Origin of the sequence: Vibrio sinaloensis DSM 21326, assembly GCF_000189275.1 — a bacterium.
Classification (GTDB): Bacteria; Pseudomonadota; Gammaproteobacteria; order Enterobacterales; family Vibrionaceae; genus Vibrio; species Vibrio sinaloensis.
In genome coordinates this window covers 95,659-121,290 of record NZ_AEVT01000074.1, presented here as the reverse complement: position 1 = coordinate 121,290, position 25,632 = coordinate 95,659, and the positions used below count along the sequence as shown (strand labels likewise).

General features: G+C 44.1%; 22 protein-coding genes. 4 read left to right on the top strand and 18 right to left on the bottom strand.

Going from position 1 to position 25,632, the window contains the following annotated elements; translation table 11 throughout:
* Positions 1-56 precede the first annotated feature (56 nt).
* Positions 57-671: an SEC-C metal-binding domain-containing protein gene (locus tag RH45_RS13630; protein WP_008078069.1), complete on the bottom strand. Its 615-nt coding sequence runs from the start codon at positions 669-671 to the stop codon at positions 57-59.
* Between the two features lie 287 nt (positions 672-958).
* Between RH45_RS13630 and RH45_RS23830 the strand changes: the two genes are divergently transcribed.
* Positions 959-1,498, top strand: a complete 540-nt coding sequence (locus RH45_RS23830) for a type II secretion system protein (protein WP_008078068.1) — start codon at positions 959-961, stop codon at positions 1,496-1,498.
* A gap of 81 nt (positions 1,499-1,579) precedes the next feature.
* Positions 1,580-2,533 (top strand): tRNA dihydrouridine(16) synthase DusC, encoded by a 954-nt coding sequence (gene dusC / locus RH45_RS13620; protein WP_008078067.1) that lies wholly within the window; start codon positions 1,580-1,582, stop codon positions 2,531-2,533.
* Here dusC and RH45_RS13615 read toward each other — a convergent pair.
* The 6 genes from RH45_RS13615 to cysB all read right to left on the bottom strand — a co-directional run bounded on the left by RH45_RS13615 (position 2,530) and on the right by cysB (position 9,282).
* A complete protein-coding gene (locus tag RH45_RS13615) occupies positions 2,530-3,990 on the bottom strand; it encodes a sensor domain-containing diguanylate cyclase (protein ID WP_008078066.1) in 1,461 nt (486 codons plus the stop codon). The two genes, dusC and RH45_RS13615, sit on opposite strands and share 4 nt — an antisense overlap.
* A gap of 133 nt (positions 3,991-4,123) precedes the next feature.
* Positions 4,124-4,918 carry an ABC transporter ATP-binding protein gene (locus tag RH45_RS13610; protein ID WP_008078065.1) on the bottom strand — a complete coding sequence of 265 codons (795 nt, stop codon included), beginning with the start codon at positions 4,916-4,918 and terminating at the stop codon, positions 4,124-4,126.
* Complete coding sequence (locus RH45_RS13605; RefSeq protein ID WP_008078064.1) at positions 4,915-5,859, bottom strand: ABC transporter permease; 945 nt, start codon at positions 5,857-5,859, stop codon at positions 4,915-4,917. Before RH45_RS13605 ends, RH45_RS13610 begins: the two co-directional genes overlap by 4 nt.
* A gap of 67 nt (positions 5,860-5,926) precedes the next feature.
* Positions 5,927-6,892, bottom strand: coding sequence for an ABC transporter substrate-binding protein (locus RH45_RS13600; RefSeq protein WP_008078063.1), 966 nt, complete (start codon positions 6,890-6,892; stop codon positions 5,927-5,929).
* Positions 6,893-7,060: 168 nt separating this feature from the next.
* On the bottom strand, positions 7,061-8,254 hold the full coding sequence (locus tag RH45_RS13595; RefSeq protein ID WP_008078062.1) for a methyltransferase: 1,194 nt from the start codon (positions 8,252-8,254) through the stop codon (positions 7,061-7,063).
* A 53-nt stretch (positions 8,255-8,307) separates the two neighbouring features.
* Positions 8,308-9,282: an HTH-type transcriptional regulator CysB gene (gene cysB, locus RH45_RS13590; RefSeq protein WP_008078060.1), complete on the bottom strand. Its 975-nt coding sequence runs from the start codon at positions 9,280-9,282 to the stop codon at positions 8,308-8,310.
* A 298-nt stretch (positions 9,283-9,580) separates the two neighbouring features.
* On the opposite strand from cysB, the gene RH45_RS13585 reads away from it, so the two are divergent.
* Positions 9,581-10,345, top strand: a complete 765-nt coding sequence (locus tag RH45_RS13585; RefSeq protein ID WP_008078059.1) for a hypothetical protein — start codon at positions 9,581-9,583, stop codon at positions 10,343-10,345.
* Between the two features lie 65 nt (positions 10,346-10,410).
* Positions 10,411-11,181, top strand: coding sequence for a tRNA isopentenyl-2-thiomethyl-A-37 hydroxylase MiaE (gene miaE, locus RH45_RS13580; RefSeq protein ID WP_008078058.1), 771 nt, complete (start codon positions 10,411-10,413; stop codon positions 11,179-11,181).
* Positions 11,182-11,239: 58 nt separating this feature from the next.
* Here the strand turns inward: miaE and RH45_RS13575 are convergent, their stop codons facing one another.
* From RH45_RS13575 to ihfB, 11 genes are all read right to left on the bottom strand, one after another.
* The gene (locus RH45_RS13575; RefSeq protein WP_008078057.1) at positions 11,240-15,721 is read right to left on the bottom strand and encodes a M66 family metalloprotease; all 4,482 of its coding nucleotides are present in this window, start codon (positions 15,719-15,721) and stop codon (positions 11,240-11,242) included.
* 20 nt (positions 15,722-15,741) lie between these two features.
* Positions 15,742-16,575: a hypothetical protein gene (locus RH45_RS13570; RefSeq protein ID WP_008078056.1), complete on the bottom strand. Its 834-nt coding sequence runs from the start codon at positions 16,573-16,575 to the stop codon at positions 15,742-15,744.
* A gap of 135 nt (positions 16,576-16,710) precedes the next feature.
* Positions 16,711-17,523, bottom strand: a complete 813-nt coding sequence (locus RH45_RS13565) for an ABC transporter ATP-binding protein (protein ID WP_008078055.1) — start codon at positions 17,521-17,523, stop codon at positions 16,711-16,713.
* Between the two features lie 9 nt (positions 17,524-17,532).
* The gene (locus RH45_RS13560) at positions 17,533-18,393 is read right to left on the bottom strand and encodes an ABC transporter ATP-binding protein (RefSeq protein ID WP_008078054.1); all 861 of its coding nucleotides are present in this window, start codon (positions 18,391-18,393) and stop codon (positions 17,533-17,535) included.
* Between the two features lie 13 nt (positions 18,394-18,406).
* Entirely contained in the window at positions 18,407-20,245 is a 1,839-nt protein-coding gene (locus tag RH45_RS13555) for an extracellular solute-binding protein (protein WP_008078053.1), read from the bottom strand.
* A 23-nt stretch (positions 20,246-20,268) separates the two neighbouring features.
* Entirely contained in the window at positions 20,269-21,312 is a 1,044-nt protein-coding gene (locus tag RH45_RS13550) for an ABC transporter permease (protein WP_008078052.1), read from the bottom strand.
* Positions 21,309-22,331, bottom strand: a complete 1,023-nt coding sequence (locus RH45_RS13545) for an ABC transporter permease subunit (protein ID WP_039958637.1) — start codon at positions 22,329-22,331, stop codon at positions 21,309-21,311. Before RH45_RS13545 ends, RH45_RS13550 begins: the two co-directional genes overlap by 4 nt.
* A gap of 411 nt (positions 22,332-22,742) precedes the next feature.
* The gene (gene pyrF, locus RH45_RS13540) at positions 22,743-23,453 is read right to left on the bottom strand and encodes an orotidine-5'-phosphate decarboxylase (RefSeq protein ID WP_008078049.1); all 711 of its coding nucleotides are present in this window, start codon (positions 23,451-23,453) and stop codon (positions 22,743-22,745) included.
* 87 nt (positions 23,454-23,540) lie between these two features.
* Complete coding sequence (lapB, locus tag RH45_RS13535; RefSeq protein ID WP_008078048.1) at positions 23,541-24,710, bottom strand: lipopolysaccharide assembly protein LapB; 1,170 nt, start codon at positions 24,708-24,710, stop codon at positions 23,541-23,543.
* A 25-nt stretch (positions 24,711-24,735) separates the two neighbouring features.
* Complete coding sequence (locus tag RH45_RS13530; RefSeq protein WP_008078047.1) at positions 24,736-25,017, bottom strand: LapA family protein; 282 nt, start codon at positions 25,015-25,017, stop codon at positions 24,736-24,738.
* A 140-nt stretch (positions 25,018-25,157) separates the two neighbouring features.
* Positions 25,158-25,439, bottom strand: coding sequence for an integration host factor subunit beta (gene ihfB / locus RH45_RS13525; RefSeq protein WP_008078046.1), 282 nt, complete (start codon positions 25,437-25,439; stop codon positions 25,158-25,160).
* Positions 25,440-25,632 lie beyond the last annotated feature (193 nt).

Genomic DNA, 25,632 nt, shown 5'->3' with positions numbered 1-25,632 from the left:
GTGTTTTTTATAACGTTGTTTGCAATAAGCTTTGACCGAATAAAGTTAACTTTGTTCTATTTTCCGCAGCATTGCTTGAATTTACGACCACTACCGCATGGGCATGCATCGTTACGTCCGGTCTCTTTGTACGGATTCACGCTTTGAGATTTGGCACCGATCATGGCTTCATCCGCGGCTTGTGCAACCTCCACCAACATAAGGTCAAGCTGTTCGATAAAGTCATCTAACTTTGGTGGCGTTTCGATTCCGGCCGCTTGCATCTGTGCCTGAGTTTGCTCTTCATCAATAGCTAACATAAAGCAAGTCAACAAAGCTTGTAGCATGCGTAAAGTGCCATCGCCTACTTGCACCTCTTGCCATTGAACCTCAATGGTCGGCCACAGGGTCATAAAACCTTCTGCGACATCAGCCAGGCGTTCCCTTCGGCTCTCGCCTTCAATCAAACTCAGCAATGAGTATTCATTAGCTTTCAGGTAGCTATACTGCTGAGTAATGTGGCCCTCAACCGCAGTTTTCGCCGCTGACGCTTGGGTTGAGAAGATAGACTCCAACCACGAGTCTGGGTCGAGTGGCTTGGTTGCCATGTTCGCCGCTAAAGTGAGTCCTTCAAGAAAATCGCTCGACTCACTAGTAATTGAGTCCGGCAGTGTCAGTAATTGATACTTCATTATTCACTTCTAGTGTTTAACTGATTACCCGCGCATTATAACCCTATGCAAGGCGACAGGTCACTTCGAGACTCACTCCCTGGCTCGGATCCTTTTTCTTGTGATATTTCGACAATTTCACGTCAAGGCTAGTTATAAGGAATTCATAGCTAGCTCTCTCTTTTTATCTATCCATAAAAACTCTTAGTGATATTTCACTTAATTCACTTTGAAAATTACCCGTTAGAGCGCAAACTGATAATTGAAACATATTCTTACAACCTGTTAATAAAGTTGTCGGGTCACGAATGAGTATTTATAAAATCAAAGGTTTTACTCTTATAGAGTTAGTTGTCGTCATTGTCATACTGGGCATACTCGCGGTGACGGCTTTGCCCCGCTTTCTCAATTATCAACAAGATGCCCATGACAATCGGGCTCGAGCAGCATTTAGCGCTTTTGTCAGTGCTACCCAGTTATATCACTCGATGTGGTTAGTTGAGAATGAGCCGAGCGGTGCGGTGGTTATTGGCTATGGCGATGGAAACATCTTTCCTTCCATAACTGGGTACCCGCGAAATGTTGATACCCTTAACCCAACCAAGCCTGACTGCCCTGAACTTTGGCAAGATTTACTGCAAACCGATCTTAGCGTCGAAGCACACAGTGACCCCATATTAGAAAACAATGCAGATGCAGATGTCGTAAGTTGGTACCGCGCTGATGGATCTTGTTACTACTACTACAAGTCGAACATTACCGACTATACGACTGACGTTTGGACGTTAGAATATCAACCATTGGATGGTACTTTTAATGTCCGTCGTGATAGGCCTTTACCGCAATAACGCTGCTTTCACTATGCTCAAATCGTGACATTTGCTTTGCATACCTCTAAAATCACGCCTCCGTAAATAGAGGCGTTTTTTATGCGAGTAGTGCTCGGCCCAATGGAGGGCGTACTGGATCATTTGATGCGAGAAATCTTAACCGACATCAATGACTATGATTTGTGTGTGACAGAGTTTGTTCGGGTTGTCGATCAGCTCCTGCCAGATCATGTTTTCCATCGTCTGTGTCCAGAGCTTCTTCAAGGCTCGCAAACAAAATCCGGAGTTCCTGTCCACGTTCAACTGCTGGGACAAGACCCTAAATGGATGGCAGAAAATGCCATTCGTGCTGCCGATTTGGGCGCAAAAGGCATCGACCTTAATTTTGGCTGCCCGGCAAAACTGGTGAATAAAAGCAAAGGGGGCGCCGCCTTATTGCAGCACCCAGAGCTCATTCATCAGGTGGTTAAATCTTGTCGAGACGCAGTACCAAGCAATATTCCAGTGACTGCAAAAATCCGCTTAGGTTGGGAAAACCCTGATGACTGCTTTGAAATTGTCGATGCGATTGAACTAGCAGGTGCCAATGAGCTTACCGTTCACGCCCGCACGAAAACGGGTGGCTATAAAGCCAGCGAAATTAAATGGGAATACATTGGTCAAATCCGCGAGAGATTTTCTATTCCATTGATTGCCAATGGCGAAATCTGGAATCACCAAGACGGCCAAGCGTGTATAGAGACCACAGGTGTCGACTCACTTATGGTGTGTCGAGGAGCCTTTAATGTCCCTAACTTGGGCAACGTGGTAAAACATGATCACAGCGTAATGCCTTGGCATGAAGTCGTCGAGTTACTACTGGTTTACTCTCAGTACGAAATGAAGGGTGACAAAGGTCTGTACTACCCTAACCGAGTAAAACAGTGGTTCTCCTATTTACGCCAACAGTATCCAGAAGCTGCGGCTCTGTTTAGAGAAATCAGAACCTTCAATAAAGCGGCGCCAATCGTCGAGCATATTACTCGTTACCGAGACACATTAACTGCCGCTTAGAAAACCAGTTGGTCTTTACCTGAGGTTTTAGCGATATAGAGTTTTTCGTCAGCCGCTTTGAACAGTTGATCAAAGTCGCTGGCGTTATCACCATCGACCACTTCGACCCCACCGGATACTGTAAACCCTGGCTCTATAATCTGTTGAGAGTGCGCACATATCGCTTCTTGTACCCGTAACATAGACTTTTTCAAAGACTCTACATCACCACCACTCATGTAAACGACAAACTCCTCACCACCAAAACGCGCAGCGACATCGCAGTCTCGAATGCTTGCAACGATTTGGTCTGCCATATACGAAATCACATTGTCACCAACATCATGTCCATAGGTATCGTTAATGGATTTGAAGTTATCAATATCAAACACTGCAATCGCGACGTAACGCTGATGCTGAACTCCGGCGATAAAGGTTTGAAAGCCACGACGATTGAGCAGGCCTGTCATTGGGTCTTTCGCCGATAACTCTTTAAAGTAACTATGCTCAACTCGAGTATTAATGAAAAACAACACGATGACAGACAGCAGATAGACAATGACCACAACAAACAAACTGTAACGCTCAAAATAAAAGAAGTTTTTCACCTCTTTAGTCAAATCAAACGCATAGTAAATTCGATGTGTGCCCCCTAACCCCTCAATATTAATATGCTCTACGCGTACCGCAGATTTTGGAGGTTCAATTAGGCTGCCATTGATGATCGCTAAGGTGCCCGCTAGCTTGCCACTACTGTTAAGCAGTTTTTCATAGGCAACATCCAAAGAAAGTATGCCTTGAAGCGCACCAGATGAAAAAATAGGCATGGACAAACTCATTACATGTTCGCTGCTGGTATATATAGGCGCGGGGCCCGTTAACGTAATCAAATCTGGATTATTGGCGGTCATCTGCCAAAACGGTCGAACTTTAACGGTGCGCAACGTTTCTAGTTTAAAGGTCTTCGCATACGTATCAGGCGATGTCATTATGTAGCCTTCTTTGTCGATATATTGAATACCGAGCAACGAGTTATCAATATCGTGGACAAAAGAAAGGACTGGCGCTAAAGAAACCTGACCGGACACTCGTTCATAAATCTCGCTCCCCGGGTCGCACAATGAGGGCTCGCCAACAAGCATATAGTTGATATCAACAGCGGGGATTTCATGGTTACGTCCGTCAGTGAGCAACAAAGCATCCAGAGGCCACATTTGGCAAACACCACCAACAACTTGACGATTATGCTCTAATAAGTGGATGTTGCGCAGTTTGGATTGATTGGAGAAGCTGTAATCGACTGCCGTTAACACTTTGGCAGAACGGGCTAACGAATCATGAACGCGAGCATACTCGTCATCTAAATCGCGGTTGACAGAGTCGTAGTAATTTTTGATGGTGAGAGCAAAGATCACCGCAGATAAGACTAATGGCACTAGAAAAACGAATTTTAAACTGAAATGCCTCTTTACCTGCATCTGCTGCCTCTAATAAATAAAAATGAAAAAGCCTATCCATACTGTAATACAGTAGATAGGCTTGGTTTATAATTTTGTCGAAATTATGTCACAGATTTATATGAATCTCTGCCAAGAAATTGTAAAGAAAGTGCTAGTTTAACAGTAAACTATCGTCCGCAAGCTCTTCACCACGTACTTTAGTGAACATCTCCAATAAGTCAGTGACTTGCATGTTTTCACGTTGCTCACCGGCGACATCAAGGACGATTTCCCCCTGATGCAGCATTACCGTTCGATCCCCGCAGGCTAACGCATCTTTCATTGAGTGCGTCACCATCATTACCGTTAAATTAAACTCTTTGACGATTTTTTTGGTTAAATCGATGATAAATGCCGCCATACGCGGGTCGAGTGCGGCAGTATGCTCATCTAACAGTAGAAGTTTGCTGTCAGATAATGTCGCCATGACTAAACTTACCGCCTGACGCTGTCCCCCAGAGAGCAAACCTATGCTATCGCCTAGCCTGTCTTCTAGCCCCAACCCCAAGATGCTAATTCGCTCTTGAAACAACTTACGACGCTGAGAAGAAAGCGACAAACTCCAGCCACGCTTTTTACCGCGCATATACGCGAGCGCCATATTCTCTTCAATGGTCAAATCCCCACAAGTACCCGCTAACGGATCTTGGAAAACGCGGGCACATTGTTGGGCTCGTTGGTCTACACTGCGTTTGGTTACATCGAGGTCATCAATAACAACTCTGCCACCTATCATCGGCGTCTCACCGGTCACCGCGCCAAGCAGTGTCGATTTACCTGCGCCATTTGAGCCAATCACGGTGAGAAACTGATGCTCAGGGACTTCTAACGAGACGCCTCTAAGTGCCTTATTTTCTAATATGGTGCCAGGGTTAAACGTAACTTGAATATCTTCAAGATGAATCATGCTGCACCTCCTGATTTGCTACTCTGCTTCAACGTCTGCTGAGAAGCAGCAGACGCGTTAGCCTTTTTTGCTTTTAAGTTACCTTTCAGTTTCGGAGCGATTAGAGCCATCGCCACTAAAACCGCCGTGACTAAGTTAAGATCAGATGCTTGCAGACCAAACATGCCAGAACTGAGCGCAAAGGCGACGGCTAACCTATACAGGACCGAGCCAAGAATCACCGCAACAACGGCTACCCATATTTTTTTACCCGGAATCAGGGTCTGCCCCAAAATGACGGCAGCCAAACCGACCACAATGGTCCCTACCCCAGAAGTCACATCTGCAAAGCTATTGGTTTGGGCAAAGAGCGCACCCGCAAACCCGACGAAACCATTCGATAACGCCAGACAGAAATAGGTATAAAAAGCCGTACTTGCGCCTTGTGCTGCAACCATCCGAGCATTCACCCCTGTTGCTCTTAAGCCCAAGCCAAAATCACTGTTAAGCAAACGGACGACAAACCACGCCGAGATCAAGACGAGTAACCCCACGATCAACGGCCTAATAAGCATAGGATCGCCCATGCTTTCGAACGGGGTAAGAATCGTCTCCTCACCCAGCAAAGCGACATTTGGTCGCCCCATAATGCGAATGTTGATCGAGAAAGCCGCAATCATGGTGAGAATAGAGGCAAGCAAGTGCAAAATGCCGCAGCGGACAGCAAGAAAAGCCGTGACCCAGCCAGTTGCCGCACCTGCCACAATCGCCAACCCAGTGGCAACCCAAGGGTTAATACCAGAGACAATAGCTGTAGCAGCAACCGCCGCTCCCATAGGGAAACTGCCATCAACACTCAAGTCAGGGAAATCAAGAACACGGAACGTTAGATAAACACCTAGGGCAACCAATCCATATATAAGCCCGATTTCCAACGCACCGAAAAAAGCAAAAGCAGACATACAAACTCCCTTTTCTGCTTAATATTAGTAGGAGAGCACGACTGTCCTCTCCTGATAGGTTGGAGAGTTACTTGACGCTCGTTGCGCGTTCAAGTACAGACGCAGGCACTGTTAGTCCTAGCTTTTTCGCCGCACTTGAATTGACTACGAGATCTGACCCCTTCGCCACTTTGACGTCCAATACACCGGGTTCGCTACCTTCCAAGATGGCCGCTACATAATCCGCCGTTTGAACACCAACTTGGTAATAGTCAAAACCAAGACTGGCGATGGCGCCTTTTTCAACATAAGACGTCGCTCCGCCAAATACCGGTGTCTTCGCTTGGTTCGCTGCCACAACCATACCTTCTATCGCACTAGCAACGGTATTGTCTGTTGGTGCATAGATAACATCCGATTTCTCAGCAATCGCTTGGGTCGCCGATTGAACATCAGCACTCTTCAGTGCTGTCGCTTCAACCACTTCAATACCCTGTGCTTTTGCGCTCTCTTTTAGCAGCTTGACTAGGGTTACTGCGTTCGCTTCACCCGGGTTGAAGACAACGCCGATGGATTTCACCGTTGGAATAATCTCTTTGATCAATTCCACGTGCTGGGCAACTGGAGAGAGATCAGACAAGCCAGTAACATTTTTACCAGGCTGCTCTAACTGGCCGACTAGCTTTGCACCAACCGGATCAGTCACTGCAGTGAAGACCACAGGAATTGAGCGAGTCGCGGATACCAGCGCTTGAGCCGTTGGTGTCGCGATACCTACCAAGACATCCGGCTTCTCACCCACATACTGGCGAGCAATTTGCACTGCAATCGCTGGGTTGCCTTGCGCTGTTTTGTAATCAAACTCTAGATTTTTGCCTTGTTCGTAACCCTTCGCCTTCAGGCCATCAATCAATCCTTGACGAGTCGCATCCAAAGCTGGGTGTTCAACGATTTGCGAAACGGCAACTTTGGCCGTTTTCGCCATAATACTGGTAGACGATAAAAGTGCTGCACCTGCTAATACGGCCGTCGCCACAATTTTTCCTGCTTTCATCTTAGCTCCTTGATTTCAGCAAAATGAGGGGTGTTGTGTTTGGTATTTTTCGTTATGAGTCGTTATTAGTTGCACATTTTCTGTGCAACTAAATCATTATTACCAATAAGTTGGCGGAAAGGGAAGTAAGATTTAACAAGATTTCAACAAAATAAGAACTAGGCACAATTAGGCTTTTTGTGCCCGAATAAGAATGTTCCTTGGTGTGGTTTCTTTCGAGCAGAACTCGTTCAGATTAACTTGGTAACCTTGCTCAATGAGAAACAGTGCTTTGTCTAACACCAACCATAACTCTAGGCTACGCCTGAACAATTGCTGAACTAGGCTCAACTTCTCCATGTCCCAATACCTCTTTTCACCCACAGACTGATAGTAAGTAAAGTCTACCTCTGGCAACTGAAGTTGTTTTTTATCAGCAGCCCAACGACAAAATGCCTCAAACCCCTCGCCCAACATCGACTTCTTAATGCTCGGTATCGGAACATATTGGTCGATCGTCAATTGCTCGCGCAGTAACTGATCAAAGCCCAAGCGAAAGCTCATTTCTTCAAATCTATGACGCTTAACACGTTCCCCACCAGTCACGGTTTCTTGTAAAGGAATTCGCAGCTCTGCTTTGGAGAGTTTCAGCATTGATTGCTTCGCGAGCGTAGACAAAGGTTGGTAGTGTTGGTCTTGGATTAGATGATAACAGCAGGGAGAAATCGTCAATGCTGGCAGATTTATCTCTGCGGCCTTTTTCATCAAGGATACATGTAAGTCCCCACAAGCGTGTAAAGCGACCGCATGTTGGTTTGGATTGAGCGCAACTTTGGCCGTTTCAGATAAGGCATCACCTTGAATAAAATGCATCGGTAGTAACTGCTTATCCGCTTCCCGTTGCCCAGCGTCACAAAGGGCTTGTTGAAACTCGAAGCTGGTCACTTTCTGCGAACTTTGGCTGGCGAGAATTCGCCCTAGAAACCCTTTGCCGGAACACCACTCCAGCCATTCCGTACCTTGATGATGCCTTAACGCAGCCTCTCCCATCGAGACAATTTGCGCCAGCTTACGCCCGGGTACGCCAGTATCTACCCCACGATTTAGCGTTAGACCCGTTAACTCTAGTGGCTTCAAATGAGTCAAAGCCTCTATATCCTGACACTCTGGCACCAAAGCCAATAGCTTTTGACTCAGTTCGCGAGGATGAGATTTTAAGTGCTCGATCTCTTTTGCAGACAAGTCATCAAGCCACTCACATAAATGAGGGTAGCTGTCTAACCAAGGTAACGAATCACTCGAACAAAGAAAAAATGGCTCAAAGCGCCATAAGGACTGATGCTCTATTAACAAGGCATCGAGAGTTTGAAAGTGTTGCTGCATGCTTCCCCCTAATCTTTGCGTATATTAAAAGGAAGCACAGTCTTTAGGTAGGATTAACGAACCGGAAGTTCTATATCGCGGAACATTTCTTCAATTTCAGCGTTTGATTTCAGCGAGAGAGCCTGCTCTACCACAGGACGCGTTAAGTGCGGTGCAAAACGTTCCATGAAATCGTACATGTAAGAGCGTAAGAAGGTGCCTCTGCGGAAACCAATACTGGTTGTACTGGCACCAAAAATGTGGCTCGCATCAATGGCAACAAGATCGGTGTCTTGCTCTTTATCAATCGCCATACTCGCAATCACACCAACACCAATTCCCATACGAACGTAAGTTTTGATTACGTCAGCATCCGTTGCGGTGAACACGACACGTGGTGTTAAGCCGTGCTGATTGAACGCGGCATCCAGCTCTGAGCGCCCAGTGAAACCAAATACGTACGTGACTAGTGAATAAGAAGCGAGGTCTTGAATAGTGACCTGCTCTTTCTGCGCCAGAGGGTGTCCTTTGGGTACTACAATAGAGCGGTTCCAGTGATAACAAGGCAGCATGATCGCATCTTGATAAAGGTGTAAAGCCTCCGTGGCGATCGCAAAATTCGCCGTGCCTTTAGCAATCGCCTCGGACATCTGACTTGGCGTACCTTGGTGCATGTGTAACGAGACTTTTGGATAGCGCGCAGTAAAACCTTTAATGACATCAGGTAGAGCGTAGCGAGCTTGGGTATGAGTCGTTGAGATGTTCAATGTGCCCATTTCTGGGTGAGTGTGCTCGCCAGCGACCGCTTTTATGCTCTCAACGCGCGCTAAGATTTCTTGAGAGATGCGAATAATGTCTTCACCAGCACTGGTCACTTGAGTCAAGTGCTTACCACTACGCTCAAAAATCTGGATACCGAGTTCATCTTCCAGTAAGCGCACCTGTTTGCTGATGCCTGGTTGTGAAGTGTAGAGGCTTTCAGCCGTCGCTGATACATTTAAGTTGTGGTTGACGACCTCAACAATGTACTTCAATTGTTGTAATTTCATTCCTGAACCGTACTCCCTTATCGACGCACCACGATCATGCCTTCATAGTTTATAATATTTAGTTATAACGCCTCTTAATTAAAATTGATAGCCCAATTGGTAAATCCTTTGAGTAAACGGGCGATTGAGTGATTTTGTTCGACTATTTTGCAACCAATTACTCATTCTCAACGCTTATTCGTCAATTTTGATTACGAATTGCTAATCCTTGAGCAATAATAGAAAAATGAGTGCAGAGAGTTGGGAGAATCGTGTATCCTTGTCTGCTAGCCATCGGAAAACATAAGATACGGAATTTATGAATATTGGTTTAATCATAGCTTTAATTGCCATCTTACTGGTCTTGGTTCTTGGCTATAACATCATGCTTCAGTACAAGGTCAAAGCAGAAACTGCAAAGAAGCAAGAAAGCTCTCGTTACCTACAAATCATTGATGCAACGGAAGAGCTCATAGGTCACGCCCACCATCTCCCATACAGTAAAGAACTATTAGTTTGTCTTAACAATCGAATCCTTGATGCCCTGCAAAACATGCACGACTTGGATCCTAAGAACAAGCAACTCGCACAACGGGTAGATAACGTTAAGTCGCAAATAACCCAGCTAGAAGAAAATCATAAAGGCGGTGAAAGCACAGCGTTTAAAGTGCCAAGTAATGACAAGCAAGCCATTATGATGCTAAAGCTGGTTAAACGCCTTCGCGATACTATTCGTAGTGAACACAACAAAGGCCGCTTTGAAACTCAAGCATACGTAGCAGAGAATGCGCGCCTTGAGACCATTCAAATCCGCATCAACATTGAGAACGTAATTAAACGTGCCAATGACTCTATTGTTCGTGGCCAGCCCGGTACCGCAATTCAACTGTTGCGTAAAGGCATTGATGCTCTGAGTACCAAAAACGACAACTACTCAAATCAAGCGAGAGAGAAGCTGCAAGCCATGTACGATGAGCTAGAGCAGAATCGTCAAAGCCGTAATGCTGAAGAGCTCCATCAAATGGAAGAAAAAGAGCGTCAAGATGATATGGACGCACTCTTTGGTGAAAAGAAAAAATGGTAATATAATCGTTATAATTCCGTTCCAAAAGGTCGCTGATGCGGCCTTTTCTATTTATGAAGTACGACATGATTGACCTGAAAACCTACGACTCTTTACTTGAGCCAATCAATAGCTTTCTTCAGTGCCCAACTCCAGACCAGTGGGTTGCAGAAGCAAAAAAGCCTCAACACTTAAAAACCATTCTTATTGACCATCTATTGTGTGAGCTGAAAGCGGGTCAGTCAGCGATGTATTTGATCCGAAAATACGCGGTTGATAAAAGCAGCGCACATAACCTTTTAGATTGGTTCAAACCCTACGAAGATTTTGCTTATCGTAAAACCGGTAGTTTGGAAACCTTAAAGGGTAAAAGTAATATTTCTAAATCCATCATGGCGAAAACTGATTCACCGTATAGCCAAGACTTGATTGATAAGATGGTTCTGCTGATCAAAGAAGAACTGCACCACTTTTATCAGGTTCTTGAAATCATGGAAGATCGTGGTATCGCCTATGAACCCGTACAGGCCAGTCGCTACGCCAAAGGCTTGTTGGCAGAAATGGCCACTCACGAGCCTCAAACCTTGATTGATAAGCTGATCATCGGTGCTTACATTGAAGCGCGCTCATGTGAAAGATTTGCAAAATTGGCCCCGCATATGGATGAGGATATTGCCAAGTTCTATGTCTCCCTACTCCGCTCTGAAGCCCGTCACTATCAAGACTACCTAACCTTAGCCGAGGAAATCGCAGGTAAGGATATTTCGCAAAGGGTCGACTTCTTTGGCAAACTTGAAGCCGAGCTGATCTCGTCCCCTGATGACGATTTTAAATTTCATAGTGGTGTGCCAAATTAGCCACTAAAAGTAAAAAAAGCCGCTTCATTTGAAGCGGCTTTTTAACGGGCATAGCGTATTAATGCTCTGAGCGCGTTGGAAGGCGTCTTAGCACTTCTTCAGTCTGATAGAAGTCAACATCCAGCGCTTTATAATCATTGTTCAGATAAGCTTGAACAGATGTGACAGGCAGCGACCATATAGCAGCCATCTCCGGCGTTGCAGTCGCCAAAGCGTTGTTTACGTTAGAGGCCACTTCTTGCACCTCTTCAAACAACCCATCTGGGCCAAAGTTTGCGTACTCTAGGCCAACGATCATATTAATGACACTATTAAGTGGATACGTTTGACCAGTCGAAACGTGCGTTACTATCCCGTTTTCCAACAGGACACGACCCGCGGTCAATTCATTATCAAAAGTCTGGCCCAAAATGTAATTGATAACACCTTCATTTTCCAATGTCGTGATACCTAAGTCTCTTACAAAATTTGACCATGTATCAACTTGCGCTGCAAACTCACTGATCATTTGCGAGTTATTAGCACCAACTACCGTATTGTAATAATAGAAATAGTTAGAATAAGGCAGACTACCCCATGTATCAACAACCAACTTAAGGTCTTCCTTAGACTGCTCACCAAGCTGCTTAATCAGCGCAGAAGGTTCTGCTGCGTTCAACTTATTCGCGTACTTCCAAGCCAGAGTATTGTTTTCTGTTGCAGCATACTTCGAATTATCTAAAACAAAAGATACACTGCCGCCTGGAAGATAGTAGTTATCGCGCTCTTTCACCCAACTATTTAGCTGGCTAAGCGAACGTGACTGCACATCATAATCCTGAGAGTAAATGCGACTCGCCGCCATGCTCAAGAGCATGGTTGGAATATCTGCACGACCATCACAAGGGATATTTAAGAAGTTATACAATCCACATGGCAGTGGCGGTAGCGCCTCTAGCTTAGTTGTAAAGTGCAAGTTCACTGGCACTGGCGAACTTACGCTATTTCCTTCTTCATCGATTAAGTTAACAGGTGTCGATAAAGGCTCATTAGCGATCAGGTGCTCAATGATATTATCAAACTCATTCTTAACCCCAGGCCAATCCATCAGAGCCGCATGGCTTGCTTCATCAGTCGTGCGTAAGGTATAGCGTCGAGCAAGTAGATAAGAAGCAATTGCTTTATCTGGCCAGATACCTAGAGCGGAGACTGAATTCGAGTAGTTATTTGACGGGTCAAAGCTACCTACTGAGTTCAAGAAACGCCCATTTTCCGTTTCAGCAATCACACTAGTCGTTTGTGTCGCTTCTTTTCTCGCATCGTATTTATCACGAATTGCTTTTTGGATAGGTTCGTCGAAACACGAGGCATGGGCAATGTCGTAATTGGCATCCAAATCATGACGGGCATCAAGTGAAATAAACTCACCTAATGAGATAACTTTGTTTTCAATAACGCTGCTATCTGAATTTGATGTGGTCTCCAGTACACATTGATGTTCAGGTGTACGTAATACACTTAAGAAGTAACTTGCTGCTTTACGTGTTGCATTACCCGTATTACAGAACCAAAGTGCGTTGTCTCCTTCAACTTTACAGTCCGACTCAACCATGTAACTGAAGAAGTCAAGTGGACGATCGGTCGCTCTAGCGAGTCCAAGGCGCGTGTATAAAGCATCTAAACGCTCAGAATCCTCGATCACTTCGCGAATCTCATTCATACCACGTAGACGACTCATGGTGTAACCCATGTAATCGTTCGTTGTTAAACCATTTTGATTGAGAACTTCGACATTACGATTTTCATAGTTATCAAGGTAGCGTTGCCATTTATAACTCACGATTTCATCGATATTCGTACCTTCATCGAAGCGGTTACAATCGCTGTTCAACGAAACGTTGCCATCGGTACAGAACGAGAAAGATTCGCGCGTTAGTTCGTACTCACCTTCAACGTAATTGATCACGCCGTGGCGCACAATTTCCTTAGTCTGCTGCAAAGAGTTAAACAGTGAACGTAAGTCCTGACCGCTAGTCACACCCGCTAGAGGAACAATCGAGTTGAGTTTACTCAGGTGCTTAAACTGAGACAATTGAGAATCATTGCGAAGTACTGAAGTTAACTGAACTCCTTGGACAGCCTCTGCCGCTAACAAAGCTTCGAGATCAAGGCGCAATCCGACCTCATCGATCAATGCCACTTTATCGATCTTGTCTAGTGAACAAGTGTACTGGAGTTTATCCGCGCCATCTTGTTGAACCACTTGGATGGGACGACAATCCAGCAGGCTTTCACCGCCGGTTGCTTTATAGATTGGCGTTTCGATGTATTTGACCCATGCTTGGTAAGCCGCTAAGTCTTGCTGATATTGGGAATAAGCAACCCAAGCATCATATTGCTGCTGCTCTTCAGCTGTCGGTTCACGATCTGTTGGCAAGGTCACTTGAGGAGCCGCATCGACAACAGCAGGTTCTTCAGCTGGTCGAACAGGTAAATCTCCATATACGTCAATTTCACGACCATAGGCAAACTTAAATGCTTCCAGGTCATACAGTCCCCAGGTTGGCACTTCATCTAACATGCTTGGTGCGTAATCCATGGTTGAGCTATAAGCTGGAATACTCTTCATCCCTAGCGCTTTGGCCTGAGCTTCGCTATAGAAGTTTTTAGAGTCATTTGAGCCTTTGAAGTTATGCCTTAAGCCAACGTTATGGCCCAGTTCATGAACTAGAGTGTTGGCATAAGTAGTAATGGTCAACGCATCTGCAGCAACGCGTCGCTCATCGATACCTAACTGCTTCCAGGTTTTAAGTTCACGACCAATAAGCACATTATTGTCATCGTAAATATCATTAAAGAAGTCACCCGCACTCAGATCTAGATTATCAATCATCGATTTCTGAGTGGCTGAGATCCACATCGCTTCCATAGGGAAGACCGTGTTTTCACTCCACATCTGCAGGCGCTGCATATCAGCCTTCACGACTTCTTCCGGCGTGGATTCGTCAGTGATCTGCATTAGGTCATCGAATTTGACCGGGGCCGAAAAGCCAGATTCAACGGGCTTGTCAACATACTGAGCAGCCTGAGAAGAATGGGCGTCTTCGAGAGCAACCGCTTTACCGCCAAAGTTGCGTAAAGCCAGTGATTGCATAGCTCTAGCAACATCCGGTGTGGAAGAATCGGTCGCTTCAGCGCTACTGTCGATAGCGGCATCAACGTCAGAGGTTGGTGCTTTGAAGTACTCTACGTTAGCTAGCTGCTCGCGATTATAGAAGCGAACCAAGTTGTTCCAGTAATAGGCAGAGCCTGTACGTGCTACGCCAGAGTACTGGTTAACATGAGCTTTAATGATCTCACCAGTCATTGGATGAGCAACAGATGGTCCATAGCCTAAAAGACCATTGTCGAGTGGTTCATCAACCAGGTTGATTACGTTATAACGCAAATCTCCCGGGTGGATCCCCATTCCCGAAGTCTTGTTGACGATCTCAATTGGCGGCTTACTGGTGTCAACGCCAATAACGGATAACGCCTCATTCATCTTATTGACAGTTTCAATGGTGCTATCAAGATAGATCTTGTTCTTTTCTTCAAAGAAGTTATCCGTTAAGTAATACTTAATTGTGTCCAGCTCTGGGTTGAAACGATTAAGGTAGGTGACATCATCGTATTTGTTCGTGATCGGATTCAGCTTGAGCGTTGTCGTGGTAAAGAAACCAAATGAACTGTCATCCGAGTTTGGATAAACAATCGGCTGGTAGTCTTTAGAAGCTAGGTGGTCTTCATGCACCAATGAGTAGAAGAAACGCGCTTTGAATGAACCGTTACCTAGCTCTTCTTCCATTGCCGACCAATTAATGTAACTCGATAGCTGGCTTATATCGATCGAGAACGTCTGCTCTAATTCAAAGTTAAGTACACCGGATTTAGGATCGAATTCCCAAGAAATGACTTCTGGGCTGCCTTGAGCGGTTAAGCCTTCTTTGGTGCCGTACAGCTCGTCAAAGTTTAACTCTGTGATCTTTGTATCTGACGGATCTGGCGTAAAGTGAGTGTTGTTGCGAAACGCACCAGATGTAAGGTTTGGATCCGAATCCGTCTCTTCTTGGTTGGTACAATCACCGTAGCTATCTTCACGACACTGGTACTTAGAGTAAGAACCACCGATTGTCATAATATGTGGGAAGTTTACCGTATCTTCTCCACCTAAGAATCCACCTGAACTGTCTTGGCCTTCAGGAAGACAGAAACCATTAGCATCTTTAGGAAGTTGTGCGTCAGGGCTATTTCTATCATAACCTCGAACCTCAAGGCCCTCGTCTGAGAAACAAAGTTCGACATAACGCCCCATACCTTGTAAGAAAGGGAATTGAGTGACTGCAAAGCGAGGCGCGGCGCCTGTCGTTGGAGCATAGAACCAACGGCCATCTAACCTAAGGTCTGAAACCTTAACCTCTTTTGCGTCTCTATCTACATATTCGTAAGACTGATCGTCTGCGCCACAACCAGCCAATATTGCGCCTATCGCAGACGTCAATATCAGTTTTTTAAATGCCATAATATATCCTTATTATATTTTTAGAATGAGAAAGTAATTGTTGCTCGATAAGACGCATTGTCTTGATCAAATAAATCAATATTACCTAGTGTTCCTCGCTCAGCATCTTGATATACACCTGATGTAGACGCTGAAAGAGACGCTGACCAATTATCTGAAAAGCTGTACGTTCCAAATAAAGATCCGCCGTAGGTCCAACTACTTCTTCTTGTTCCTTGATAGCTAATCGTATTTCCACCTAGAGCAGAAATACCTAGCGTAAAGTCTTCCCATGATTTAACCGCGCTAGAGTTAATTGAATAGGTCCATTCGGTTAATGACTTCCCACCCATTGTTTTATATTCATGGAAATTTTTTCTAATACGTGGAGTAACAGAAAAATTGACTCCCCATGCTTTCAATGAGATTGGCGTTGCCAACCTAATCGCAGTCTGTAATTTATCTTTTCTTGAAGTTTCTGAGGTCGGAATCGTTAATTGCCCGCTAAGGCTGATATTGCCCGTTTCTCCAAATTGATAAATACTCGCGTAATTTGCACCAATAACTGAATCTGTTGCGAAATCACCCGTTTCATTTTCATAAGCGCGATAACCACCGGATGAAATATAACCGGATATATCATCGTTAAACTTATAATTTAAACTACCACTCCAAGATAAGCTTCGTACTGAACGATGATCATCTGGATGATATATATTTGTATCGTAAGAAAGTGACAGACTTCCGCCCACATCAGACCAAACTGAAATAGGCTCATTTTCACTATTTTGTTCTTCAGCATTTACTGATGATATAAATGCTAATGAAATTGCAAGTGCAACTGTCCTTCGCTTACATATTCTTGTGTTCTGCATATGTAAACTTCCGTGATCTACTTAATCCTTATTACCTGCTCATAAATACATCCATATATTATTAAGACGTAAAGGAGCCCTCAGAGTTAAAATAACCCTGATTATTTAACAAGCAAAAATAGATATTAAATTATTTTATTTATTTAAACGTTTTCTTTGGCTTGGATGCGTAATTGGAATAGCAGACAATAACGTTTTGGTATAATCATTCTGAGGTTTACTGTATATCTCTTGCGCGTCACCATATTCGACAACTTTACCAAAATACATAACGGCTACTTCATCAGAAACTTGCCTAACCACGGAAAGGTCGTGAGAAATAAAGATCATAGCAAGGTTCATTTCTTTCTGTAGTGATAGTAGTAAATTGATAATTTGCGCCTGTACTGACACATCAAGTGCAGATACAGATTCATCACAAATCAAGAGTTTCGGCTTCAACGCAATGGCTCTCGCGATACCAATTCGTTGCCTCTGACCACCAGAAAACTCGTGCGGGTAGCGATTTACGGCTTCTCTCGGCAACCCCACTTTATCTAATAGCTCCAATACCCATTGCTTCCGCTCCGTTGCATTCCCCATCTGATGGATGATGAACGGTTCTTCTAAGATCATACCAATCGTGTGACGCTGATTGAGCGACTCCATCGGATCTTGGAAAACGATTTGCATCTCTTTGCGCAATGGACGCATTTCTTTATTTGATAAGCGTGTTATATCCCTCCCTTCAAAATAAATACTCCCTTCTGTTGGTTCAAACAACTTGAGAATGGTACGGCCCAAGGTACTTTTGCCACACCCTGACTCACCAACTAAACCTAAGGTCTTTCCCCTCTCTAGTGAGAGTGAAACCCCATCAACCGCTTTTATCGAGTAGCCTTTTGAAAAAAGTCGTTTCCCTGAGATAAAGTGCTGCTTTAAGTTTTCAATTCTTAATACTTCCTGCATCACTGCCCCCTAGTTTGTTTGGAAAATACTTGGATCAATGGGCTGTATATTGATCATCTGTTTTGGTGGATGTTCAAGGCTTGGCATTAAACCTAGAAGCCTTTTCGTATAGGGGTGTTGCGGATTGTCAAATAGCTCAAAAACATCCGCTTTTTCGACAATTCGACCACCATACATAACGGCAACATCGTCACAAATCTCAGCAACAACACCGAGATCATGAGTGATGAATACCATCGCCATCCCCGTCTCTTGCTGCAGTTCATGCATCAGTTCGAGGATCGACGCTTGCACCGTAACGTCAAGTGCTGTCGTTGGCTCATCACAAATCAACACATCGGGTTTACAAGCCAGCGCCATCGCGATCATTACGCGCTGCCTCATGCCACCAGATAGGTTATGTGGATACTCATCAATGCGCTTTTCAGGCAGTGGAATTTTGACTTTCTCCAACATTTCTAAGGCATAAGCTCGACGTTCAGCTTTAGCCAATTCGGGTCGGTGCAGCTGCAAAACTTCCATAAGCTGCTTACCTATCGTATGGACAGGGTTGAGTGCAGTCATGGGGTCTTGAAAGATGATCGAAATCGCATCACCACGCATTTGATACATACGCTCAGCAGGCAGTGTCAGTAGATCAGTGCCTTTATAGATGATGCGACCACCAATTACTTGACCATAAGGTTTTGGTAGCAACCCCATAATAGACATCGACGTGACACTTTTTCCACACCCTGACTCTCCAACCAAACCGAGAGTGCGACCTTTCTGGACATCGAAACTCACACCATGAAGAACTTTGACTAAACCATCATCAGTGCGGAACTCAACTTCGAGATCTTCGACCGATAAAATTGTTTCTCGACTCATTCGATCACCCTAGTTACAGCTTGTATCTATCATCGACAACACTGACTTCAGGGAAAGTCTTGCCTTTCTTCATCGCTTGCTCTGTTTCTTTCTTAACATCCGTGTTTATCCAGAAATTTGCGATATCCATAGGGTGAAAAATAGCTTCCGTCTTTTTGGTCATCGGCTGTTGCGGGTATTCAACCCAACGCCAATGTACTGCTCGTGAGTAAGGCACCATATAGCCAGGAACAATAATGCTGGCATCTGTTACGTAATCTTGAATTTGATGAGATAAGGCATAGCGCGTTTGTTGATCGAATGCTTCATCATAGGCCTCAATCAGCTTATCCAACTCAGGACTGCTGTAGTTTGTATGGGCATTAGTCTGCGGTTTGTTGGCATTGTCAGAATGTAGATATTCCCAGTACGCCGGTATCTCACCTGAACCCATGTTGAGGAAAGCCAATTGATGCTTCTTTTCTAAAATGTATTTAAATGCAGAAGATCCATCAACGAGATTAAGAGTAAAATCTAGACCCGCTAGCTTAGCCTGTTCCTTCAAGTAAGCGATTCGTGGGGTCCAAGCGTTGTAACCATAAGTAATAGCGAAGCTTAAGCGCTGGCCTTGAGCATTGACACGAATACCATCAGGGCCAATTTTATCGAAGCCGGCTTTGGCAAAGTATTCGGCGGCTTTATTTGGATCGAACTCTGGCGCTTTATTATCGACTTTATCGTAGTTGCCGTGGCCAAACCCTAAGCCATGCGGTTTACGCGAATAATCGCCCCGCATAATATTGGCAATCATGCCGTCGTAATCGCTTGCATAAAGGATACCTTTACGGACATTGATGTCATCCAGTAGAGGCTGCGCGGTATTCATCCACAGGCCACCTGCACCTTGTGGTGTTTGGTTAAAGCCCCAAAATTTCTGAATGTAACCGTTTTTGTAGCCTTTCGACTCGGATTTACCATGCCAGTATTCAGGTAACACTAAATCAACGTAGTCGAGTTTCCCTTTTTCAAAGTGCTTGAGGGCAATGTCAAAATCACGAATAACCGTAATACGTATTTTTTCGACATTGTAACGATTTTGGTAGTAGCGATTAGAGTAGCCCCACCAATCTTCACCGACGTGTTTAAAGGTGACACTTTTGCCCTTTTTCACCTTATCGACATAGTAAGGACCGGCAGTTGGCTCACTCTTGAAGTTGTATTTACGAACAAAGTTATCGACCATGCCGTCATTGTTGGCATCTTTACCATCCTGATAAAAATGCTCTGGGCGAGGCTGAAAGCCATTGCTTGGCATATTTATCAACACCATCAGGGCATCTTGGCTCTGCTCTATGCTACTTTTCACCGCGATCGTGTAATCATCAATCTTTTGTACATCACTGATCGAATTGGTAAAAAAGTCGTTATACCAAGGGTCTATGATGTCTTTAGAGCGATAGTACTTAAGCATGAATAGGTAATCATCGGCATTGATTTTCTCACCGTCTGACCACATCGCTTTCTCATCAAGCTTGAAGTAAACCGTTTTATTGTCACTATCGAATGCCCAAGAAGTGGCAAGCTGTGGAATCCATTTACTGGTGTTTGGGTGTCGCTGAGCTAACTTAGGCGCACCATCCATGAAATAGTGACGTAAACCTGAGTTTGCATCAGGGCCTACGCTACGGAGAGTTTGCGGGAAACTGGTAATGGAAGTCCGCAATGTTCCGCCACGCACAGCGTCTGGCGAAGCAAATAGTGGCTCGTCGTTATTAGAAACCCAGGTAATATCAGCTGGGACAGATTGTGCATGTACACCAAAACTGATAGCGGAAAGCACGGCCATTGCAGGCAAATTCATTAGCATCTTCATTGTGACTACTTCCTTGTAATTATTTATTCGTAGCGGGTAAATTTTTTCGGGTCGAAAGCACTGCGTATCGCTTCACCAATAAACGTCACCATCACCAGTACAGCAACGATAGACGTAACGACAGAAACCACGATCCAAGGTGAATCCAAATTAGATTTTCCTTGTTGTAGTAACTCGCCCCAGCTTGGGGTTGGAGGCATTAAGCCAAGGCCTAAGTAATCCAACGCGGTCAATGCAGTAATGTTTGCTGCAATGGTGAACGGTGCTAACGTCACTATCATAACCATAGTATTTGGCAGAATATGGTGAAGTAGAATTCGACTTGTCGAGGCTCCAAGCGCTCTTGCCGCCATAACATATTCACGTGCCGACTCTTTATATGTCATGGTTCGCATGTACCAGGTTATTCCCATCCAGCCGAACAACACATTGATCGCGACAAACAGAGTGAAAGTGGGCTGAGTAATCGACACTAAAATCATGATCACATATAGGAATGGCACCATAGACCACACTTCGATTAACCGCTGAACAAACAGATCGAACTTGCCACCAAAAAATCCCATTGAGCAACCGACGACCGTGCCAATCACGTAGGAGATGGCCATTGTCATAAGAGCGAATCCCATCGCAATGCGAAAGCCGTACACCAATCGAGCAAGAATATCCCGCCCAATAACATCAGTACCGAGGTAATGTTGATTTTCTAAACTGGGCGCCAGCGGAGGAAAATCCCCACTAAAGTCTTGCTCGTACGGGTTCCAAGGAACCAGCGGCATAATGACAAAGTTACCACTGTTCTCTTGCTCGAAGGCTTTCTGCAACGCGCGATAGTCTGTTTCACTCGCGTAATCTAAACCAAACTCTGTACCTACTCTGACATCGCTAAACACTGGAAATGACCACTCGTCATTGTACTTAACGACCAAGGCTTTACTGTTTACCAACACTTCGGCGAATAAAGATAAAATCAAGCATGCAGACAGAATAATTAATGACCAGTAACCACGTTTAATTTCTTTAAAGTGTTTGATCTTTTTCTGTGTTAATGGAGTTAATTTAATCATGAGCCAAACCTCACTCGTGGATCAGCTGCTGCAACACATAGATCCGATAAGATATTACCAATCATCAGCATAACGGCATTAATCGCAACGATTCCCATAACAACAGGGTAATCGCGTTCCACAATAGCTTCGTAACCGAGAAGTCCGATTCCATCTATATTAAAGATAACTTCTATCAAGAAAGAGCCAGTCATAAAAAATAGTAAAGAGTTACCGAAATGGCTTGCGATAGGAATAAGACTATTTTGCAATGCGTGCTTTCTAACTGCTTTTTTAAATGGAAGACCTTTTGCAATGGCAGTTCGAATATAATCCGCAGACAAGTTTTCCATTAGGTTATTTTTCATGGTCATGGTTAACGTTGCGAAGTCACCGATTAGATAACAGATCAACGGTAAGATGGCATGCCACATGATATCCTTAAACTGTTCATAAAACGTTTCATAGTCATCAAAATCATCGCCGACGAATCCCCCCATAGGGAACCAATCTAAGTTGTAGGCAAATACTGTGATTAAAAAGACACCAACAACATATCCAGGAAGTGCGTAGCCAACAAAAATTAAAATTGACGATGTGGAGTCAAATACAGACCCATGTTTAATCGCTTTGTAATAGCCAAGAGGTATGGATATAAAATAACTAATAAAGAACGTCATGCCCCCGTAGAATAAAGAGACAGGAAGGCGTTCAGCGATCATATCGCTAACCGGTTCGTAATATCGGGTCGATTCTCCAAAGTCCAAAACGACAATTTTAGATAACCAATCAATATACGCTTCTACGACTGGTTTATCCAAACCATAGAATGCATTGAGTTCCGCAATTTGATCATCAGAAAGTGATGTACTATTTCCTGCCATACTGACAGAAGCAGAGTCAGATCCAGAATGCATATTCGCCAACATTCTTTCAACAGGCCCACCAGGAACAAATCGTGTAATTGCAAATATTAGAATCGTAATACCTAGAAAGGTTGGTACGACTAATAATAAGCGTCGTAAAATATATGCTAACAATTGGGTAATACTCCAAACCAATCACTAATTAAAGTATAGCTACATCCTGTAGCTTACTAGGATATGACGCTGAAAAGCTCTGCGTTTTATAAATTATTATGCTGGACACCTTAATAGAAAATCGGTGTTCGAAAAAACATATTTAACAAATCCGACACAATTTTGTCGACGCAACTCATGTTTTCTACAAATAGTTCTCTTCTTTAAGCTCGACTTTTTTGTTATGTGCGCCGCAAAATGGATGTTATCTACATGATTGCGAATTTTAGCGACAAAGTGTGTACAGATAAACACACTAGCATAGGAATAAAAGGTATATAGAGGGGGGTAACAGAAGATTATGCTAGGAGAAAAACGCCCAAACGTTTACGTCATTTGTTTGACTCGTCTGGGCGAATGATTTTGGTGGAATTATTTACCAGCTAAATGTAACAATTCATTGTTAATAGAAGATAACACTTCTGCTGGGTTATTAGATTGGGTAATAGGACGGCCAATGACTAAATAGTCTGAACCAGCGATCAACGCATCACTCGGCGTCATAATACGTTTTTGGTCTCCAACATCAGCACCTGTAGGTCGGATACCTGGTGTAACCAGCTTGAACTCTTTACCTAACTCGTTTTTTAACATCGCTGACTCTTGAGCAGAACAGACAACACCGTCCAGACCAGAGTTTTTGGTCAAGCTTGCTAAACGAATCACCTGATCTTGTGGAGCAATGTTTAAACCGATGCCTGCAAGGTCGCTCTGCTCCATGCTGGTTAACACTGTCACACCGATAAGTAGTGGTCGGTCTTTCCCATAAGGCTCTAAAATTTCTCTAGAGGCTGTCATCATACGTTCGCCTCCGCTAGCATGGACATTCACCATCCACACACCAAGCTCGGCTGCAGCTCGAACGGCTTTTGAGCATGTATTGGGAATGTCGTGAAACTTCAGATCAAGAAAAACGGAAAATCCACGTTTGTGTAACTCTTTAACAAAGTCAGGACCAAATAGGGTAAACATCTCCTTGCCTACTTTAAGGCGGCAAGAATTCGGGTCAATTCGATCTACGAAAGCGAGAGCATCAGCTTGGTTATCATAATCCAATGCAACAATAACTTTTTGATCAATCATTTCATCTCCTAACTTTTTTATACATGCCTAAAAAAAGCAGCGGGATCACCGCTGCTCATTTATGATTGGAAACTCCAATCGTTAACCTTATTCACCATCAAGCCCTCGAATAGGCTTAATCGTTCCCCACCCCTTACACGAAGGACAATGCCAATACATAGAGTGAGTTGAAAAGCCACATTTACGACAACGATAATGAGGTTTAACTTTTAATTGCTCTCCAACAAGCTTTTGTAAAGTGCCTAAGCTGGCTTTCGCTCTACCTTCTTCCGCTTCCATCAAATGGTAGTCGATAAGACGATAGAAGCCTTTCATTGTTGGATTCTTGACCAGCTGTCTAGTCAACAACTCTTGAGCCGCGCCAGAACCTTCATGCTGAGCAACCAATTGAGCCAACATGAGTTCGGCGGATGCACCCGCCTTACTGACAATGCACTGACGCAAAAATTCTAACAAGGCGTCTTCTTGGCCCAAGTGGTGATAGCACTCTGCAAGCGTCGGTAAGACTTCGCTAACAAAGTCGCTATCTTGCTCCAGAACCATTTCCATATACTTAATCGCATTGGAGTAGTCTTCATTTTCAAGATAGCTTTTGCCTAATGCGATACTGGCACGCACACATTTCGGGTCTTCTGATAGTGCTTTTTTAAAATTCTGTGCGGCTTTCGCATCGTTTCCATCAGCCTTTTCTTGCATTGCCAATTCACACCAAAAGTGGGCAATGCTGTTTCTCATTCTTTTACGACCGAGTTTAACCAACAATGTTGCGTAATGAATGGCTTTCGACCACTCACGTGTCTGTTGGTAAATAGAGACTAATTGTTGCAATGCAGCTTCTCTATGATCAGGCTCTTCGACCAATTGCTCGAATATTTTTTCCGCGCGATCAAGGAAACCAGAGACCATGTAATCTTTTGCTAGCTGCTGCAAAGCAATATTTTTTTGGTCTATAGTCAGGCCAGAGCGAGAGATTAGGTTTTGGTGGATACGGATGGCACGATCTACTTCTCCCCGCGAACGAAACAAGTTACCCAAAGCTAAGTGAGTATCTATGGTTTCATTATCAACTTGAAGAAGTTCAATAAAGTGATCAACTGCTTTATCTGACTGGTCAGACAGAAGCAGGTTAAGACCCGTCACATACTGACGGGAAATCTGATTAGAGTGTTTCTGCTTGTCTTGCTGGGCACTACGATTACCCATATACCATCCATATGCGGCGGCAATTGGCAATAACAAGAAGAGTATTTCTAACATTGAGTGGAGAGCCTACCTATGTTTCTTATGACGCTTTAGTCTGGACTGGCTCACTCGTTGACGGCGAAAGCTTCTTGATTTGTTTTTTCAGCTTGCGAACTTGCAGCTGAGACTTGAGGTGCAAGCCACCAAAAATCAACCAAGACAAAACAAAGCCCGTAACAAACACGACACCCAGTAGTGTCGACAAGTGGAACTCACCTTGAGCTAGTAGATAGTTGAAGCTCACAACGGCCTGGTTCTGGGATCCCAGTGCAAGTGCCACCAAAAATAGAGCCAAAACGATAACGATTTTTATAATTTTCATAATCCATCACCTAAGCAAAATTCTGCCGTTACGATTATGCAGTAAAACCTTAAAACAAACCATGCCTATCTGGGTATATCGTTTAATAAAAAAGCGGCATTTCCGAAGAATGCCGCTTTTTCTGATACGGTTACCGCTAACTAGCCGATGTTGACACGCTCGCGTAGCTCTTTACCAGGTTTAAAGTGGGGAACGTATTTACCTTCCAACTCCACCTTGTCACCTGTTTTTGGGTTACGTCCAACACGCGGCTCACGGAAATGAAGAGAGAAACTGCCAAAACCGCGAATCTCAATTCTGTCTCCACTTTCTAGTGTTGAAGCCATATGCTCTAAAATGTCTTTTACAGCATCTTCAATCTCTTTCGCTGAAAGATGAGTTTGCTCAGCACAGAGTCTCTCGATTAACTCAGACTTAGTCATAGTTTCCCTCATAGAGTAATTTATCACTTATTATAGTAAGTAATACCAATTCCAACAAACACTTGCTTTCAATTTTAGACAAAGTTTGAGCAATTTGCATAAATGAAAACTCAACTTATTTGAAAGGCTTGCACAGATTGGTATTACCTCTCGGGTATAGCCAAGAATAAAAAAGGAGCCTTGCGGCTCCTTT